16 protein-coding genes are annotated in these 17,344 nt (G+C 33.0%); all 16 read left to right on the top strand.

Features of this window, described 5'->3' with window-relative positions:
- Positions 1-49 precede the first annotated feature (49 nt).
- Positions 50-1,273, top strand: coding sequence for an HD domain-containing protein (locus FUA26_RS06100; RefSeq protein WP_147133058.1), 1,224 nt, complete (start codon positions 50-52; stop codon positions 1,271-1,273).
- Positions 1,274-1,369: 96 nt separating this feature from the next.
- On the top strand, positions 1,370-2,380 hold the full coding sequence (gene lpxD, locus FUA26_RS06095; RefSeq protein ID WP_147133055.1) for a UDP-3-O-(3-hydroxymyristoyl)glucosamine N-acyltransferase: 1,011 nt from the start codon (positions 1,370-1,372) through the stop codon (positions 2,378-2,380).
- 2 nt (positions 2,381-2,382) lie between these two features.
- A complete protein-coding gene (locus FUA26_RS06090; protein WP_147133052.1) occupies positions 2,383-3,789 on the top strand; it encodes a bifunctional UDP-3-O-[3-hydroxymyristoyl] N-acetylglucosamine deacetylase/3-hydroxyacyl-ACP dehydratase in 1,407 nt (468 codons plus the stop codon).
- A gap of 57 nt (positions 3,790-3,846) precedes the next feature.
- Complete coding sequence (lpxA, locus tag FUA26_RS06085) at positions 3,847-4,632, top strand: acyl-ACP--UDP-N-acetylglucosamine O-acyltransferase (protein WP_147133049.1); 786 nt, start codon at positions 3,847-3,849, stop codon at positions 4,630-4,632.
- Between the two features lie 4 nt (positions 4,633-4,636).
- Positions 4,637-5,203, top strand: a complete 567-nt coding sequence (gene efp, locus FUA26_RS06080; RefSeq protein WP_147133047.1) for an elongation factor P — start codon at positions 4,637-4,639, stop codon at positions 5,201-5,203.
- Positions 5,204-5,280: 77 nt separating this feature from the next.
- Positions 5,281-6,225 carry a UDP-3-O-(3-hydroxymyristoyl)glucosamine N-acyltransferase gene (locus FUA26_RS06075; protein WP_147133044.1) on the top strand — a complete coding sequence of 315 codons (945 nt, stop codon included), beginning with the start codon at positions 5,281-5,283 and terminating at the stop codon, positions 6,223-6,225.
- A gap of 94 nt (positions 6,226-6,319) precedes the next feature.
- Positions 6,320-7,192, top strand: a complete 873-nt coding sequence (sucD, locus tag FUA26_RS06070) for a succinate--CoA ligase subunit alpha (RefSeq protein WP_147133041.1) — start codon at positions 6,320-6,322, stop codon at positions 7,190-7,192.
- Positions 7,193-7,355: 163 nt separating this feature from the next.
- Positions 7,356-8,102 (top strand): 3-oxoacyl-[acyl-carrier-protein] reductase, encoded by a 747-nt coding sequence (gene fabG / locus FUA26_RS06065; protein WP_147133038.1) that lies wholly within the window; start codon positions 7,356-7,358, stop codon positions 8,100-8,102.
- 81 nt (positions 8,103-8,183) lie between these two features.
- Entirely contained in the window at positions 8,184-10,220 is a 2,037-nt protein-coding gene (locus tag FUA26_RS06060) for a VWA domain-containing protein (protein WP_147133036.1), read from the top strand.
- Between the two features lie 10 nt (positions 10,221-10,230).
- Positions 10,231-11,046, top strand: coding sequence for a prohibitin family protein (locus FUA26_RS06055; RefSeq protein ID WP_147133033.1), 816 nt, complete (start codon positions 10,231-10,233; stop codon positions 11,044-11,046).
- Positions 11,047-11,368: 322 nt separating this feature from the next.
- The gene (gene hisG / locus FUA26_RS06050; RefSeq protein WP_147133030.1) at positions 11,369-12,226 is read left to right on the top strand and encodes an ATP phosphoribosyltransferase; all 858 of its coding nucleotides are present in this window, start codon (positions 11,369-11,371) and stop codon (positions 12,224-12,226) included.
- A 99-nt stretch (positions 12,227-12,325) separates the two neighbouring features.
- Entirely contained in the window at positions 12,326-13,609 is a 1,284-nt protein-coding gene (gene hisD, locus FUA26_RS06045) for a histidinol dehydrogenase (RefSeq protein ID WP_147133027.1), read from the top strand.
- Positions 13,610-13,687: 78 nt separating this feature from the next.
- Positions 13,688-14,734, top strand: coding sequence for a histidinol-phosphate transaminase (gene hisC, locus FUA26_RS06040; protein WP_147133024.1), 1,047 nt, complete (start codon positions 13,688-13,690; stop codon positions 14,732-14,734).
- A 1-nt stretch (position 14,735) separates the two neighbouring features.
- Positions 14,736-15,878: a bifunctional histidinol-phosphatase/imidazoleglycerol-phosphate dehydratase HisB gene (gene hisB / locus FUA26_RS06035; RefSeq protein ID WP_147133021.1), complete on the top strand. Its 1,143-nt coding sequence runs from the start codon at positions 14,736-14,738 to the stop codon at positions 15,876-15,878.
- A 78-nt stretch (positions 15,879-15,956) separates the two neighbouring features.
- Entirely contained in the window at positions 15,957-16,550 is a 594-nt protein-coding gene (hisH, locus tag FUA26_RS06030) for an imidazole glycerol phosphate synthase subunit HisH (RefSeq protein ID WP_147133018.1), read from the top strand.
- 15 nt (positions 16,551-16,565) lie between these two features.
- Complete coding sequence (hisA, locus tag FUA26_RS06025) at positions 16,566-17,321, top strand: 1-(5-phosphoribosyl)-5-[(5-phosphoribosylamino)methylideneamino]imidazole-4-carboxamide isomerase (RefSeq protein WP_147133015.1); 756 nt, start codon at positions 16,566-16,568, stop codon at positions 17,319-17,321.
- The last annotated feature ends 23 nt before the right edge of the window (positions 17,322-17,344 follow it).

Below are 17,344 nucleotides of genomic sequence, written 5' to 3'. Positions count from 1 at the left end.
TATTGTAATAATTATATTTGTAAAATATAACCGCAATTTTTTTAAAAGTTTGAATAAACTTAAAATATTAAACGACCCAATTTACGGATTTATTACCATTCCAAATTCGTTAATTTTTGATTTAATTCAGCATAAATACTTCCAAAGACTTAGGCGAATAACCCAAATGGGTTTATCGTATTTAGTATATCCAGGCGCTCATCATACCAGATTTCATCACGCTATTGGTTGTATGCATTTAATGCAGCAAGCTGTTAATGTGCTTCGTTTTAAGGGTGTTAGCATTTCTGATGACGAAGAAAACGCCCTTTACATAGCCATTTTATTACATGATATTGGCCACGGACCCTTTTCGCATGCCATGGAGCATAGTATTGTAAATAATGTATCGCATGAAGAAATTTCGTTGCTTTTTATGGAGCGTTTAAATGAAGAATTTAACGGAACTTTAACGCTTGCCATAGCTGTTTTTAAAGGCGAATATCATCGTAATTTTTTATGTCAGCTTATTTCAGGACAGTTAGATATGGATAGAGCCGATTATTTAAAGCGCGATAGTTTTTACACAGGCGTTGCCGAAGGAAACATAAACAGTGAACGTTTAATAACCATGCTAAATGTAGTTGATGATGAGTTGGTTGTAGAAGAAAAAGGTATTTACAGTGTTGAAAAATTTATAGTTGCAAGACGTTTAATGTACTGGCAAGTGTATTTACATAAAACTAGTTTAGTGGCCGAACAATTATTAATTAGGGTGTTAAAACGCGCTAAAGAGCTTCATGAAAATGGCCATAAATTATATGCTAGTAAAGCGCTTGTGTATTTTTTAGATACAAAAATAACCAAAACTAATTTCACCACAGAAACATTAGATATTTTTGCGCGTTTAGATGATTACGATATTATTTCGGCAATGAAACAATGGCAATATGAAGATGATTTTGTTTTAAGAAACCTTTGCGAAATGATTATTAATAGAAATCTTTTAAAAATTAAACTTAAAAAGAAACCTGCTAAAATTAATAATTTAGAAAACCACATGCAGGCATTAATGCAAACCTATAATATAACCAGTTATGAAGCTGCTTATTTTGTGTTTACGGGTAGTATTTCAAATCAGGCGTATCAATTAAAACACAAAGGTATTAATATTTTATATAAAAATGGAAAGATTGAAGACATTGTAAAAGCCTCAGATCACCTTAATTTAAAAACACTTTCAAAACCTGTAACTAAGTATTATATATGTTTCCCTAAAGCAGGTATTAAGTAAATAAAAATTAATAAGAAATGGTACATAGCAAATTTTAGTACATTTTTTCTATTTTTGCGCTACCAAACTAACAAGTAACTACAAACTCAAGACAGTGTGAAATTTACAGCACAACAAATTGCAGGTATTTTAGAGGGCGATGTAGTAGGTAATCCAGACGCCGAAGTATCTAAACTATCAAAAATAGAAGAAGGGACCGAAGGCTCATTAACCTTTTTGGCAAACCCTAAATACACCTCACATATATATACAACAAAAGCCACAGTTGCTATTGTTAATAAAAGTTTTACACCCGAAGACACTATAAGCACCACCTTAATTAAGGTTGATGATGCTTATAAATCGTTTTCAAAACTTTTAGCGTACTATAACGAGGTTAAAAATAATAAAGAAGGTATAGAGCAACCGCATTTTATAGCAAATACAGCGTCTTACGGCAGTGGTATTTATATTGGTGCGTTTGCATATATAGGTGAAAACGTAACAATAGGCAACAACGTTAAAATTTTTCCAAATTCATATATTGGTGATAATGTAAGCATAGGTGATAATACCGTAGTATTTGCCGGTGCTAAAATATATTCTGAAACCATAATTGGTAATAATTGTGTTATAAACTCTGGCGCTATTATTGGTGCTGATGGTTTTGGGTTTGCACCTAATGAAAAAGGCGAATACCATAAAGTACCTCAAATAGGTAATGTTATTTTAGAAGATTTTGTTGATATAGGTGCAGCCACTACTATTGATAGAGCTACCTTAGGTTCAACAGTTATTCGTAGGGGTGTGAAATTAGACAACCAAATACAAATAGCACACAATGTTGAAATTGGAAAAAATACTGTAATAGCAGCACAAACAGGTGTAGCGGGTTCTACTAAAATTGGTGAGAACTGCCAAATAGGAGGGCAAGTTGGTATTGTTGGCCATATTACCATTGGTAATAATGTAAAAATACAAGCACAATCTGGTATTGGCCGAAATGTAAAAGATAACGAAGTACTACAAGGCTCACCAGCGTTACCGTATTCAGATTATAACAAATCATACGTACACTTTAAAAACTTACCAAAAATAGTTAAGCAACTAAACGATATAGAAAAATAATAATGGGAATTATAAACACTGATGTAAAACAGAAAACCATTGAAAGCGAGATATCTTTAACAGGTGTTGGTTTGCACACCGGTAAAGATGTTACACTAAAATTCACACCAGCACCCGCTAATTTTGGGTTGGCTTTTAAACGCGTAGATTTAGAAGGCGCTCCAATAATTGAAGCCGATGCTAATTATGTTACCAACACACAACGTGGTACCTGTTTAGAGAAAAATGGCGTTAAAATTCAAACCTCAGAACATGTTTTAGCAGCATTTGTAGGATTAGATGTTGATAATGCCATTATTGAACTAGATGCTTCTGAACCACCAATTATGGACGGGTCTTCAAAGTTTTTTGTTGAAGCTATTGAAAAAGCAGGTATTGTTGAACAAGATGCGTTTAGAGAAGAATTTGAAGTCACTGAAATTGTATCTTACACTGATGAAGAATCGGGCAGTGAAATATTAGTAATGCCTTCAAAAGCGTATCAAATTACCACTATGGTTGATTTTGGTACAAAAGTTTTAGGTACTCAAAACGCTACTTTAAAGCACATGTCTGATTTTAAAGAAGACATAGCAAACTCTAGAACCTTTAGTTTTTTACACGAACTAGAAATGCTTTTAGAGCATGGCTTAATTAAAGGAGGCGATTTAAATAATGCTATAGTTTATGTAGATAAACCTTTATCTGAAGAAACCATGGAAAAACTAAAAGTAGCATTTAAAAAAGATAGTATTGCTATTAAGCCCAATGGTATTTTAGATAATTTAACGTTACACTACCCAAATGAAGCTGCAAGGCACAAATTACTTGATGTTATTGGAGATTTAGCTTTGGTAAGAACCCGTATAAAAGGTAAAGTTATTGCTAATAAGCCAGGACATTTTGTAAATACACAATTTGCTAAAAAATTAGCAAAAATTATAAAAAATGAACGTAGAAACAACGTTCCTAATATAGATTTAAACCAAACGCCATTAATGGATATTACCCAAATAATGGCTATGTTACCTCACAGGCAACCATTCTTATTAATTGATAAAGTTTTTGAGCTTACTGATAATCACGTTACAGCCACCAAAAACGTTACCATGAATGAGGAGTTTTTTAAAGGACATTTCCCAGGAGCTCCTGTAATGCCAGGTGTGTTAATAGTTGAAGCTATGGCACAAACCGGTGGAATTTTGGTTTTAAATACCGTACCAGACCCTGAAAATTATCTAACGTTTTTCATGAAAATGGATAACGTAAAATTCAAACAAAAGGTAATGCCAGGTGATACTTTAATTTTTAAATGTTCATTAATTACGCCTATTCGTCGTGGGATATGCCATATGCAAGGGTATGCTTATGCTAATGGTAAATTATGTGCAGAGGCAGAATTAATGGCGCAAATAACAAAAGTTAAATAGTATTAACTTTACACGTTGCGTTACAACATTTATACTTACTTAATAAAAAAATAGAAAATGAATCAACCCTTAGCGTACGTGCACCCAGGTGCAAAAATTGCTAAAAATGTAGTAATTGAGCCTTTTACTACCATTGATAATAATGTTGTTATTGGTGAAGGCACATGGATAGGAAGCAATGTAACCATTATGGAAGGTGCTCGCATTGGTAAAAATTGTAATATTTTCCCAGGTTCTGTTATTTCTGCAAACCCACAAGACTTAAAGTACAATGGTGAAGATACCATAGTACAAATAGGTGATAATGTTACCATTAGAGAATGTGTAACCATAAATAGAGGAACAGCTGATAGAATGAAAACTGTTATTGGTAATAATTGCCTTATTATGGCATATTGCCACATTGCACATGATTGTATTGTGGGTAATAACTGTATTTTTTCAAACAATAGTACACTAGCAGGCCATATAACTGTGGGCGATTATGTGGTGTTGGCAGGTATGACGGCTGTACATCAATTTGTATCTGTTGGTAATCATGCGTTTGTAACAGGCGGATCTTTAGTAAGAAAAGATGTGCCTCCGTTTGTAAAAGCTGCTAGAGAGCCATTATCATACGTTGGTATTAATTCTGTTGGCTTAAGAAGACGTGGGTTCGATACAGAAAAAATACGTGAAATTCAGAATATTTACAGAATTCTGTACCAAAAAAATTATAACAATACCCAAGCTTCAGAAATAATTGAAGCTGAAATGGAAGCAACACCAGAGCGTGATGAAATTCTTCAATTTATAAAGAATTCTCACCGTGGTATTATGAAAGGATATTTTAAATCAAATTAATTATATGGCAAGTACTAGTGATATTAGAAACGGATTATGTATACGATACAATCATGATATTTTTAAAATTATAGAATTTTTACATGTAAAACCTGGAAAAGGACCTGCTTTTGTGAGAACAAAACTTAAAAGCGTAACTACAGGTAAAGTTATTGATAATACATTTTCTGCAGGACATAAATTAGAAGACGTAAGAGTTGAAACGCATAAATTTCAATATTTATATAACGAAGGGGAGACCTATCATTTTATGAATACTGATGATTATTCGCAAATAGCATTGCAAAAAGCCACTTTAGATAGTCCTGATTTAATGAAAGAAGGTGAAGTTGTAACCGTTTTAATTAATGCTGAAGATGGTTTACCATTATCAGTAGAAATGCCTGCTAACGTAATTTTAGAAGTAACACATACAGAACCAGGTGTTAAAGGAAACACAGCAACAAATGCTACAAAACCTGCTACAGTTGAAACAGGTGCTATTGTAAATGTACCCTTATTTATTAACGAAGGTGATAAAATTAAGGTTGAAACAGATAAAGGTACCTACAAAGAACGTATTAAAGAATAATATTTTAATGGGCTATTTTTAAGTATTACCACTGATTGTTTATCTTTAAAACAGCCCGTTTTTCATCTATTTAAAGCATGAAATTTCCAAAACCACACACCTTAAAACAAATAGCGGAATTAATTGATGCAGACTTTGTTGGTGATGCAAACTTTCCGGTATTAGGCATGAATGAAATTCATGTTGTTGAACCCGGAGATATTGTATTTGTTGATCATCCAAAATATTACGATAAAGCACTACAATCGGCCGCAACAATTGTTTTAATAAATAAAAAAGTGGCGTGCCCTGAAGGAAAAGCACTGTTGGTAAGTGATGATCCTTTTAGAGATTTCAACAAACTATCAAATCACTTTAAACCTTTTAAAGCAGCTAATACGCAAATTTCAAATTCTGCAAAAATAGGTGATAACACTGTTATTCAACCCAATACATTTATTGGTAATAATGTGGTTATTGGTAAAAATTGTGTCATTCATTCTAATGTAAGTATTTATGATGATGTTGTTTTGGGTGATAATGTAACCATACATGCAGGCACTGTTTTAGGTGCTAATGCCTTTTATTACAAAAAAAGGCCCGAAGGTTTTGATAGGTTGCTATCATGCGGAAGTATCCGTATAGAAAACCATGTTGATATAGGTGCTAATTGTACTATCGATAGAGGTGTTACCGGAGATACTACTATAAAAGAAGGTACTAAAATTGATAATTTAGTACAGGTTGGCCATGATACCATTATTGGTAAAAAATGTTTAATAGCATCGCATGTTGGTATTGCCGGTTGTGTTGTTATTGAAGATGACGTAACCATTTGGGGTCAAGTGGGTATTACTAGCGGTATTACTATTGGTGCAAAGGCTGTAATTTCAGCAAAATCAGGTGTTAGTAAATCGTTAGAAGGACATAAAAGCTATTTTGGTGTTCCTGCCGATGATTTTAGAAGTAAATACAAAGAAATAGCTTCTATTAAAAAAATTCCAGAGATTTTAGATTATATAAAAACACAGGCAAAGATTTAGTTTTTTTCTAAAAATAATTGCATTATTCCTTTAAAAAATTAATTCAAAAAATTACATTTGCTCGTATTTATTCAATAACTTCAAATAGTCACGTATGAGTGTTTTAGTAAATAAAGATTCAAAAATAATAGTTCAAGGATTTACTGGTAGTGAAGGTACATTTCACGCTAGCCAAATGATAGAGTACGGTACCAATGTGGTTGGTGGTGTTACACCCGGTAAAGGTGGGCAAACACACCTAGATAAGCCCGTTTTTAATACAGTTGCTGAAGCTGTAAAAGAAGTAGGTGCAGATACTACCATTATTTTTGTTCCGCCAGCATTTGCTGCCGATGCCATTATGGAAGCTGCTAATGCAGGTATTAAAGTAATTATAACTATTACAGAAGGTATTCCTGTTGCTGATATGATTAAAGCAGCAGATTATATAAAAGGAAAAGATTGCCGTTTAATTGGCCCTAACTGTCCGGGTGTTATTACACCAGGTGAAGCAAAAGTTGGTATTATGCCAGGTTTTGTTTTCAAAAAAGGAAAAGTTGGTATCGTTTCTAAATCTGGTACATTAACTTACGAAGCTGCAGACCAAGTTGTAAAACAAGGTTTAGGTATTACAACAGCTATTGGTATTGGTGGAGATCCAATTATTGGAACAACTACTAAAGAAGCGGTAGAGTTATTAATTAATGACCCAGAAACTGAAGCTGTTGTAATGATAGGTGAAATAGGTGGGCAATTAGAAGCCGATGCTGCCAAATGGTACAAAGAAAGCGGTAGTAAAAAACCAGTTATTGGTTTTATAGCTGGTGAAACAGCGCCTGCTGGCCGTACAATGGGGCACGCTGGTGCTATTGTTGGTGGTAGTGATGATACCGCGCAGGCTAAAAAAGCTATTATGAGAGATTGTGGTATTCACGTAGTAGATTCTCCAGCAAAAATTGGTGTAAAAGTAGCCGAAGTTTTAGCATAATAAAACAAGGCACAACAATAATACAAATCCGTTGATAACTTAAATCAACGGATTTTTTTATTTACAAATAAAATAGTGTATTAATTTTACAATTTTGTTATTTCATACAGCATGTAATTAGTATATTTGATATCAACTATTTTAAAAATTACATATAATTAAAATGAAATTATTAGAAGGAAAAACGGCTATTATTACTGGCGCTAGTAGAGGTATTGGTAAAGGTATAGCAGAAGTATTTGCACAACATGGAGCAAATGTAGCGTTTACATATAGCTCATCAGTTGATGCAGCCAAAGCTTTAGAAGACGCATTAACAAAACTAGGTGTAAAAGCAAAAGGTTACCAAAGTAATGCTGCTAGTTTTGATGAAGCGCAAACCTTAGCCGATGCAGTTGTAAAAGAATTTGGCAGTATTGATATATTAGTTAATAACGCTGGTATTACTAAAGATAATTTATTAATGCGCATTAGTGAAGAAGATTTTGATACTGTTATTGAAGTGAACTTAAAATCGGTTTTTAATATGACCAAAGCAGTACAACGTACTATGCTAAAACAACGCAAAGGATCTATTATCAATATGAGTTCGGTTGTAGGTGTTAAAGGTAATGCAGGCCAAACTAATTACGCTGCTAGTAAAGCAGGTATTATAGGTTTTTCAAAATCTGTTGCTTTAGAGTTGGGCTCAAGAAATATTAGAAGTAACGTGATTGCTCCTGGTTTTATAGAAACTGAAATGACTGCTAAATTAGATGAAGACGTTGTTAAGGGATGGCGTGCCGGAATTCCATTAAAACGTGGCGGATCACCTGAAGATGTAGCTAATGCTTGTGTGTTTTTAGCTAGTGATTTATCAGCGTACGTAACAGGGCAAACGTTACATGTTGATGGCGGAATGCTAACTTAAAATTACGAATTTAGATTGCCTACATACAATTTATATATTATTTTAAAGGTGCATCAAAATCCGTAAAACTTGAATTTATTCATGTCTTCAGAAACAGTAATTTATATCATTATATCTGGAATAATAGCGCTATTTATAGCGCTTTTTCAGTATAAGTATAAAGCAAAATTAAAACACAAAACGCATACTGTTATTTTCACCTTTTTAAGGTTTTTGTCAGTGTTTTCGGTGTTATTACTGCTTGTAAATCCTAAGTTTAATAGTGTTAAATACCATACAGAAAAACCAAATTTGGTAATTCTGGCCGATAATTCTTCGTCTATTAAACATTTAAAAAGAGACGCACAAACAGTTCGTATTTTTAATAGTTTAAAAAATAATACAGCACTTCAAAATAAATTTAACATTGCAACATACGTTTTTGGTAGTGATTTAAAAGCTTCTGATAGTTTACAATTTGAAGAAAAAGAAACCAACATACATGCTGCCTTACAGCAAATAGCGCATGTATATAAAAATACTAATACGCCTACAGTTTTAATAACCGATGGAAACCAAACCTACGGTAATGATTATCAGTTTATAACATCTCGTTTTAAACAGCCCATTTATCCTGTAATTGTTGGTGATACCGTAACGTATACCGATATAAAAATTGAGCAATTAAACGTTAACAAATATGCTTATTTAAAAAATAGGTTTCCTATTGAGGTCATATTAGTGTACAAAGGCAATGCCACAGTAAATACTAAATTACAAATTTATAAAGGGGCCACTGTTGTGCATTCTGAAGCTGTTAGGTTTTCAAAAGCAAACAATTCAAAAATTGTAAATCTTACTTTACCCGCAAATTCTATTGGTACAAATACCTATTCGGCAAAGTTAGTTCCTATAGAAAACGAAAAAAACACCATTAATAACGTTAAAAATTTTGCTGTAAATGTTATAGACCAAAAAACAAACATAGCCATTGTTACTAATATATTACATCCGGATGTTGGTGCTTTAAAAAAGAGTATTGAAAGCAATGAACAGCGTGCGGTTTCAATAGTAAAACCTGAAACTTATGTAGCGCAACAAAATGATTTTCAATTAGCTATTCTATATCAACCAGATGCCGATTTTAAACACGTTTATACATTGTTAAATAGTTTGAATTTGAATAGATTAGTGGTTATTGGCACTAAAACCAATTTAGCTTTTGTTAATGAAAATACTTCGGCATACAGCCATGAATTATTACCACAAATTGAAGAATATCAAGCCAATTTTAATAGTAATTATGTGCCTTTTCAAATAGATAATATTGATTTTGAATCGTTTCCGCCTTTGCAATCAAACTATGGGTCTGTTAATTTTTATGTACCGTATCAAAATATATTAACAAAACGTGTTGGAGATGTTGCTACAAAAGAATCGTTATTGGCAACTATTGAAAATGAAAGTAGGCGTGAGGCTGTTTTGTTTGGTGAAAATATTTGGAAATGGCGTGCACAAAGCTATTTAAACACAAAATCTTTTACCGATTTTGATAATTTCACAGGAACGTTAGTACAATATTTAGCTACAGCTAAAAAAAGAAATCGTTTAAATGTAGATTTTGAATCGTTTTACATAGGTAATAGCAATGTAGTTATTAATGCGCAGTTTTTTGATAAAAATTATGTGTTTGACACTAGAGAAACCCTTACAATAACTGTTACTAACACCAAAACTGATGTTAAAACAGAATTTCCGTTGGTGTTAAAAAACAATAATTATCAGGTAGATTTAAGTAGTTTGCAAGCTGGCTCATACAATTTTACTGTTAAAGCGCATACAGCAAATATTAGTAAATCAGGTAGTTTTACAATTTTAGAATATCATGTTGAGCAACAATTTTTAAATGCTAATGTAACAAAATTACAACTATTAGCTACTAATAGTAATGGTAAAGGTTATTTTATTGACTCAAGCAACGCTTTGGCTGAAGATTTAATTAATGATCAAAGATATACAGCCATTCAAAAAAGTATAAAAACCACTATACCGTTAATTGATTGGAAAATTTTATTAGCAATAATAGCCTTAGCGCTAAGTGCAGAGTGGTTTTTAAGAAAATATAACGGATTAATATAAATTATAAAAAATGAACAAATTACCCAAAATAGCATTTCCTGTAATTATTGCAGCAGTTGTATTATTTATAATATTAGTAAAATCGGCCGTAACCATTGGTTCTGGTGAAGCAGGTGTTTTATATAAAACTTTTGGAGGCGGTGTTGTAACAGAAGAAGAACCTTTAGGCGAAGGTTTTCATGTGGTTGCTCCTTGGAATAAAGTATATATTTATGAAGTACGCCAACAAGAATTATTTGAGAAAATGAAGGTGCTATCTTCTAACGGATTAGAAATTCAAATTGATGCCTCTGCTTGGTATCAACCTGTTTATGGCGATTTAGGAAAACTGCACCAAACCTTAGGTGAAAACTACTTACAGCGTGTAATTCAACCGGCCATTCGTAGTGCTGCACGTAGCGTGGTTGGCCGCTATACACCAGAACAACTATATTCTAGTAAGCGTGATGCTATTCAAGATGAAATTTTTGTTGAGACTAAAAAAATTCTTGAAAAACAATATGTACAATTAAACGAAGTTTTAGTGCGCGATGTAACACTTCCTTCAACAATAAAAGAAGCTATTGAACGTAAGTTGAAACAAGAACAAGAATCTTTAGAATATGAATTTAGGCTAGTTACTGCACAAAAAGAAGCTGAAAAACAACGCATTGAAGCACAAGGTAAAGCCGATGCTAACCGCATTTTAAGTGCATCGTTAACCGATAAAATTTTACAAGATAAAGGTATTGAGGCAACCATGAAATTATCAGAGTCTTCTAACAGTAAAGTAATTGTTATTGGTTCTGGAGATAGCGGTTTGCCAATTATTTTAGGTAATCAGTAACATACACCATATATATTTCAGCATTTCGCTGTATAGTTTTTGTTTTTTATATAAATATTTCACAAAAATTTAAAAATTGTGAAATGTTAAAAAATATACACTTTAGAGTTTGAAATTTTATTTAAAATTTTGATATTTGCTGAAGAAAACAAAAAGACATGACTTTTATTCAATTACATCATCATTTTTACATTTGCTCTCAAGCGAAGTAAAAATGTATTGAATAAACTGAAAATATATTTAAACCCGTTTGAGACAATCAAGCGGGTTTTTCATTTAAAAAAATCAACAAGATTGTTTCAAACTCATATAAACAACAACAATGAGTAAACTAAAAATTGCAGTTCAAAAATCAGGACGATTAAACGAAGAATCGTTAGAATTACTTAACAATTGTGGCATTTCTATCGATAATGGTAAAGACCAATTAAAAGCCGAAGCTAGAAATTTCCCTATGGAAGTTTTATACCTTCGTAATGGCGATATTCCGCAGTATTTACGCGATGGCGTTGTAGATATTGCCATTTTAGGCGAAAATACATTAATTGAAAAAGGAAACGATTTACCTATTGTAGAGCGTTTAGGCTTTTCAAAATGTAAAGTATCTATTGCTGTACCTAAAAATGCAGAATATAATTCTATTGAAGATTTACGCGGTAAAAAAATAGCAACATCTTACCCAAATACCGTAAATCAATATTTTGAAAAGAAAGGCGAAAAAGCCGATATTCATGTTATTAATGGCTCTGTAGAAATTGCGCCAAATATTGGGTTGTCGCATGCCATTGTTGATATTGTTTCAAGTGGAAGCACACTTTTTAAAAACAATTTAAAAGAAGTAGAAGTGCTTTTTAAAAGTGAAGCCGTTTTAACATCGGCTCCAGAATTAACTGAAGACAAGCAAGCCATTTTAAATAAGCTATTATTTAGAATGAAAGCGGTTTTAAAAGGCAAAAACTCTAAATACGTGTTATTAAACGCACCAAACGATAAGTTAGATAAAATTGTGAGTTTGCTACCAGGAATGAAAAGTCCAACGGTACTGCCTTTAGCACAAGAAGGTTGGAGCTCGGTACACTCGGTTATTAATAAAAACGATTTTTGGGAAGTTATTGATGAATTAAAAGCCAACGGTGCCGAAGGTATTTTAGTTTGCCCAATAGAAAAAATGGTGCTTTAATATAATAGCTTTTTGTATTTCCGTGAAAACGGACATCTCAAATTAAATTTACACACTTTAAGATTTCCGCTTTTGCGGAAATGAAGAAAAGAAAGTTTTATGCAAATAATTAACAATCCAGATAAAAACACATGGGCAGATATTTTAAAACGCCCAACACAAACCGTTGACGATATTGAAGGTATTGTAAGCGAGGTGTTTAACGATGTTAAGACTAATGGTGACAGTGCTATAAAAACATATACCGAACGTTTTGATAAGGTAACGCTTGAAAACAATTTAGTGTCTACTGAAGACATTGAAGAAGCTGTTAAAAGCATTCCTGAAGCGTTAAAAACTGCAATTGCAAATGCTAAAAGCAATATTGAAGCATTTCATGCGGCCCAAAAAACAGAAAAAATTGCATTAGAAACCACAAACGGGGTTCAATGCTGGCAAGAAAAGCGCGCCATAGAACGCGTTGGTTTATATATTCCAGGAGGAACTGCGCCTTTATTTTCTACAGTTTTAATGCTGGCTGCTCCTGCGAAAATTGCAGGTTGTAACGAAATTGTATTGTGTTCACCACCTAATAAAGCAGGTAAATTAGCTCCTGAAATTTTGTATGCCGCCAAACTATGTGGCGTAACTAAAATATTTAAAGTTGGTGGTATTCAAGCAATTGCAGCCTTAACTTTTGGTACAGAAACCATTCCACAAGTTTATAAAATTTTTGGTCCTGGCAACCAATTTGTAACCGTGGCAAAACAATTAACCACTAAATACGGCGTGGCTATTGATATGCCTGCTGGCCCAAGCGAATTGTTGGTTGTTGCCGATGATACCGCTAATGCAAGCTATATTGCATCAGATTTATTAAGTCAGGCAGAACATGGTGCCGATAGTCAGGTAATTTTGGTAGCGACATCAAAAGCTTTAATTGAAAAAGTTTCAGAAGAAGTTGAAGCGCAATTACAAGTGTTGCCGCGTAAAGAAATAGCCGAAAAAGCCATCGCCAATTCAAAATCTATTTTTGTTGAAACCGATGACGTTGCTTTAGATTTAATTAACCAATACGGGCCAGAACACTTCATAATTTGTTCTAAAAATGAAGATTTTTATGTTGAAAACATAAGAAATGCGGGTTCGGTTTTTATAGGTGATTATACACCAGAAAGCGCAGGCGATTATGCGTCTGGAACGAATCACACATTGCCAACAAACGGATTTAGTAAAGCATATTCGGGTGTGAATTTAGATAGTTTTATGAAGAGCATGACGTTTCAAAAAATATCAAAAGAAGGTATTTTAAATATAGGTGAAACTATTGAATTAATGGCTGAAGCCGAAGGTTTACAAGCACATAAAAATGCGGTTAGTATTCGGTTAAAAGATTTAAAATAAAATTGCTTTGTCATGCTGAACTCGTTTCAGCATCTCATAAAAAACAGATAACGACTGAATTCATTTCGGCATAAACCAATGAACAAATTTAATTTACAAAATATAATTAGAGAGAACGTAAAAGCCATGAAAGCCTATAGTTCTGCTCGTGACGAATATGTTTCCGATGGTTCTAAAATGATTTTTTTAGATGCCAACGAAAACCCGTTCGAAAATGGTGTAAATCGCTATCCAGATCCGTTACAGCGTTCGTTAAAAGCTGTTTTAGCAGAACAGAAAAACGTTGCTCCAAACCAGATTTTATTAGGAAATGGGAGTGATGAAGTACTAGATTTATTATTTAGAGCCTTTTGCGAACCTAAAAAAGATAACATCATTACACTGCCGCCAACTTATGGCATGTACACCGTTTTATCTAATTTAAATGAGATTGAAGAACGTAAAGTTGAGTTAAACACAGATTTTCAGCCCAATGTTGAAGCCATTTTAGATGCTATTGATGCCAATTCCAAAATGCTTTTTATTTGTTCGCCAAATAACCCAACTGGTAATTTAATAGCTTCAGAAAAAATAAAAACATTACTTGAAAATTTTAATGGTTTAGTGGTAATTGATGAAGCCTATATCGATTTTTCAAATCAAGACAGTTGGATTTCAGAATTAAATAATTATCCTAATTTAATCGTTACACAAACACTATCTAAAGCCTATGGTTTGGCAGGAATTCGTTTAGGGCTGTGTTACGCTTCCGCGGACATTATTTCAATTTTAAACAAAATTAAACCGCCATATAACGTTAACGAATTAACACAAAAACGAGCGCTAGAACGTGTTTCAAATTTAGAAGCGGTTACAAACGAAATTAATGCGGTTTTAAAAGAACGCCAAATTTTAATTGAAGCATTAAAAAACATCAATTTTGTAGAAACTATTTTCCCAACCGAAGCTAATTTTGTGCTCGCACGGGTTGATGATGCTACAAAACGTTACAATCAGTTACTCAAAAAAGGCATCGTTATTAGAAACCGTACCACACAACCACTTTGTGAAAACACGTTGCGTTTTACTGTAGGAACCGACGCTGAAAATGAAGTTTTAATTAAGGCATTAAAAGAATTAGACTAACATGAGCAAAACAAAAGTACTATTTATAGATAGAGACGGCACATTGGTGCTAGAACCGCCAGTAGATTATCAATTAGACAGTCTTGAAAAACTAGAATTTTACCCTAAAGTGTTTCAATACATGGCTAAAATTGCTAGCGAATTAGATTTTGAATTGGTTATGGTTACCAATCAAGATGGTTTAGGAACTGATTCGTTTCCTGAAGACACCTTTTGGCCACCGCAAAATAAAATTATTGATGCCTTTAAAAAGGAAGGTGTAGAGTTTGCTGAAATTCATATAGACAAAACTTTTCCGCATGAAAATGCCGATACTCGTAAACCTAGAACAGGCTTATTAACCAAGTATTTTTCTGAAGATTACGATTTAGAAAACTCTTTTGTTTTAGGTGATAGAATTACCGATATGGAACTCGCTAAAAACCTTGGCGCAAAGGGTATTTATTTGTCTGAAGATCCCGAATTAGGAGCCGATGAAATAGAGTCTTCTAAACAAGATATTTTAGATTGTATTGCTTTAACGAGTACCGATTGGAAAGAAATCTATGAGTTTTTAAAGTTAAAAGACAGGGTTTCAGAAATTACACGTAACACCAATGAAACTCAAATTTACATCAAATTAAATCTTGATGGTTCGGGTAAAAACGATATTGATACAGGTTTATCGTTTTTCGATCATATGTTAGACCAAATTGGGCGTCATGGTGCTATGGATTTAACCATAAAAGTAAATGGCGATTTAGAAGTAGACGAGCACCATACTATTGAAGATACCATGATTGCGCTTGGTGAATTATTCAATAAAGCTCTAGGAAATAAATTAGGTATAGAGCGCTACGGCTTCTGTTTACCAATGGATGATTGTTTAGCACAAGTAGCGGTAGATTTTGGAGGTAGAAATTGGTTAGAATGGGATGCCGAATTTAAACGCGAAAAAATAGGCGATATGCCAACCGAAATGTTTTATCATTTATTTAAATCGTTTACCGATGGCGCAAAATGTAATTTAAATGTAAAAGCAGAAGGTGTAAACGAGCATCATAAAATTGAAGGTATTTTTAAAGCTTTTGCAAAAGCTATGAAAATGGCCGTAAAACGCGATGCTAACAAAATGTTTTTACCAAGTACAAAAGGGTTATTGTAAAATAATTGTTTGTAGCTAGTTATTGGTTAATTGATTTCATTGACCAACAACCAACAACGAACAACCAACAACAAAATAATGAAATTAGTAATAATAGATTACGGTGCAGGAAATATAAAAAGTATACAATTTGCTTTTAAACGCTTAGGTGTCGATGCTGTTTTATCAAATAATGCTGAAGAAATAAAAGCGGCCGATAAAGTGATTTTTCCAGGAGTAGGCGAAGCAAGTTCAGCCATGAAAATGCTTAAAAAAAGTGGTTTGGATACTTTGATACCAACGTTAAAACAACCTGTTTTGGGCATTTGTTTAGGTATGCAATTAATGTGTTTACATTCCGAAGAAGGTGATACGGATGGTTTAGCAATTTTTCAAACAAAAGTGAAGCGTTTTTCAAATAGCGTAAAAGTGCCACAAATGGGTTGGAATGTTATAAAAGATTTAAAATCCGATTTATTTAAAGGCATCAAAGAAAACGAATACATGTATTTAGTACATAGTTTTTATGCCGAACATTGCAATGAAACCATTGCCGCTACCGATTACGAAATTAATTATGCATCGGCATTGCAACATGAAAATTTTTACGGTGTGCAATTTCATCCGGAGAAGAGTGGAAAAGAAGGCGAAAAAATTCTTAAGAATTTTTTAGAACTAAATACTAACAACTAGAAACTGACAACTATTTTGAGAATAATTCCAGCAATAGACATAATAGAAGGTAAATGTGTAAGATTATCAAAAGGCGATTACAACACAAAAAAAATATATAACGAGAATCCATTAGAAATTGCGAAACAATACGAAGCTCATGGTATAGAGCATTTGCATTTAGTAGATTTAGATGGTGCTAAGGCAAGCCATATTGTAAACCATAAAGTGTTAGAAACTATTGCGACTAAAACAAATTTAAAAATAGATTTTGGTGGCGGCTTAAAAACTGATGAAGATTTACACATTGCATTCGAATCTGGAGCAAAACAAATTACCGGTGGAAGTATTGCCGTTAAAAAACCAGAAGTTTTTGAAAGTTGGCTAACCAAATACGGAAGCGATAAAATAATTTTAGGTGCCGATGCAAATAATGAGAAAATAGCCATTAGCGGTTGGTTAGAAGAAAGTGATGAAGAACTCATTCCGTTTGTACAGAACTATATGGCTAAAGGTGTTAGCTACGTAATTTGTACCGATATTGCTAAAGATGGTATGTTACAAGGTCCTTCATTCGATTTGTATAAGAAAATGATTGCTGAATGTAACACAGAGCGCAGTAGAACTGAAAATGAATCAAATTTAAAGTTAATTGCTTCTGGAGGCATTTCTACATTTGATGAATTACCAAAATTAGCCGAAATTGGTTGCGAAGGCACCATAATTGGAAAAGCAATTTACGAGAATAAAATAAGTTTGAAACAACTTGAAAATTTTATAATAAATAAATAAGGTTGCTAGTTATTAGTTTTTTT

It is taken from the genome of Seonamhaeicola algicola, from assembly GCF_007997385.1.
Taxonomy (GTDB): Bacteria; Bacteroidota; Bacteroidia; order Flavobacteriales; family Flavobacteriaceae; genus Seonamhaeicola; species Seonamhaeicola algicola.
The sequence above is the reverse complement of the archived record's forward strand: the minus strand, read 5'-3'. Positions and strand labels throughout refer to the sequence as shown.

What these genes read in the sequence shown, in the direction of transcription:
- hisB (WP_147133021.1), top strand. Translation starts at nt 14,736, where the DNA reads ATGAGCAAAACAAAAGTACTATTTATAGATAGAGACGGCACATTGGTG.
- lpxA (WP_147133049.1), top strand. Translation starts at nt 3,847, where the DNA reads ATGAATCAACCCTTAGCGTACGTGCACCCAGGTGCAAAAATTGCTAAA.
- FUA26_RS06055 (WP_147133033.1), top strand. Translation starts at nt 10,231, where the DNA reads ATGAACAAATTACCCAAAATAGCATTTCCTGTAATTATTGCAGCAGTT.
- hisG (WP_147133030.1), top strand. Translation starts at nt 11,369, where the DNA reads ATGAGTAAACTAAAAATTGCAGTTCAAAAATCAGGACGATTAAACGAA.
- efp (WP_147133047.1), top strand. Translation starts at nt 4,637, where the DNA reads ATGGCAAGTACTAGTGATATTAGAAACGGATTATGTATACGATACAAT.
- hisH (WP_147133018.1), top strand. Translation starts at nt 15,957, where the DNA reads ATGAAATTAGTAATAATAGATTACGGTGCAGGAAATATAAAAAGTATA.
- hisD (WP_147133027.1), top strand. Translation starts at nt 12,326, where the DNA reads ATGCAAATAATTAACAATCCAGATAAAAACACATGGGCAGATATTTTA.
- sucD (WP_147133041.1), top strand. Translation starts at nt 6,320, where the DNA reads ATGAGTGTTTTAGTAAATAAAGATTCAAAAATAATAGTTCAAGGATTT.
- hisC (WP_147133024.1), top strand. Translation starts at nt 13,688, where the DNA reads ATGAACAAATTTAATTTACAAAATATAATTAGAGAGAACGTAAAAGCC.
- FUA26_RS06075 (WP_147133044.1), top strand. Translation starts at nt 5,281, where the DNA reads ATGAAATTTCCAAAACCACACACCTTAAAACAAATAGCGGAATTAATT.
- FUA26_RS06060 (WP_147133036.1), top strand. Translation starts at nt 8,184, where the DNA reads ATGTCTTCAGAAACAGTAATTTATATCATTATATCTGGAATAATAGCG.
- fabG (WP_147133038.1), top strand. Translation starts at nt 7,356, where the DNA reads ATGAAATTATTAGAAGGAAAAACGGCTATTATTACTGGCGCTAGTAGA.
- FUA26_RS06090 (WP_147133052.1), top strand. Translation starts at nt 2,383, where the DNA reads ATGGGAATTATAAACACTGATGTAAAACAGAAAACCATTGAAAGCGAG.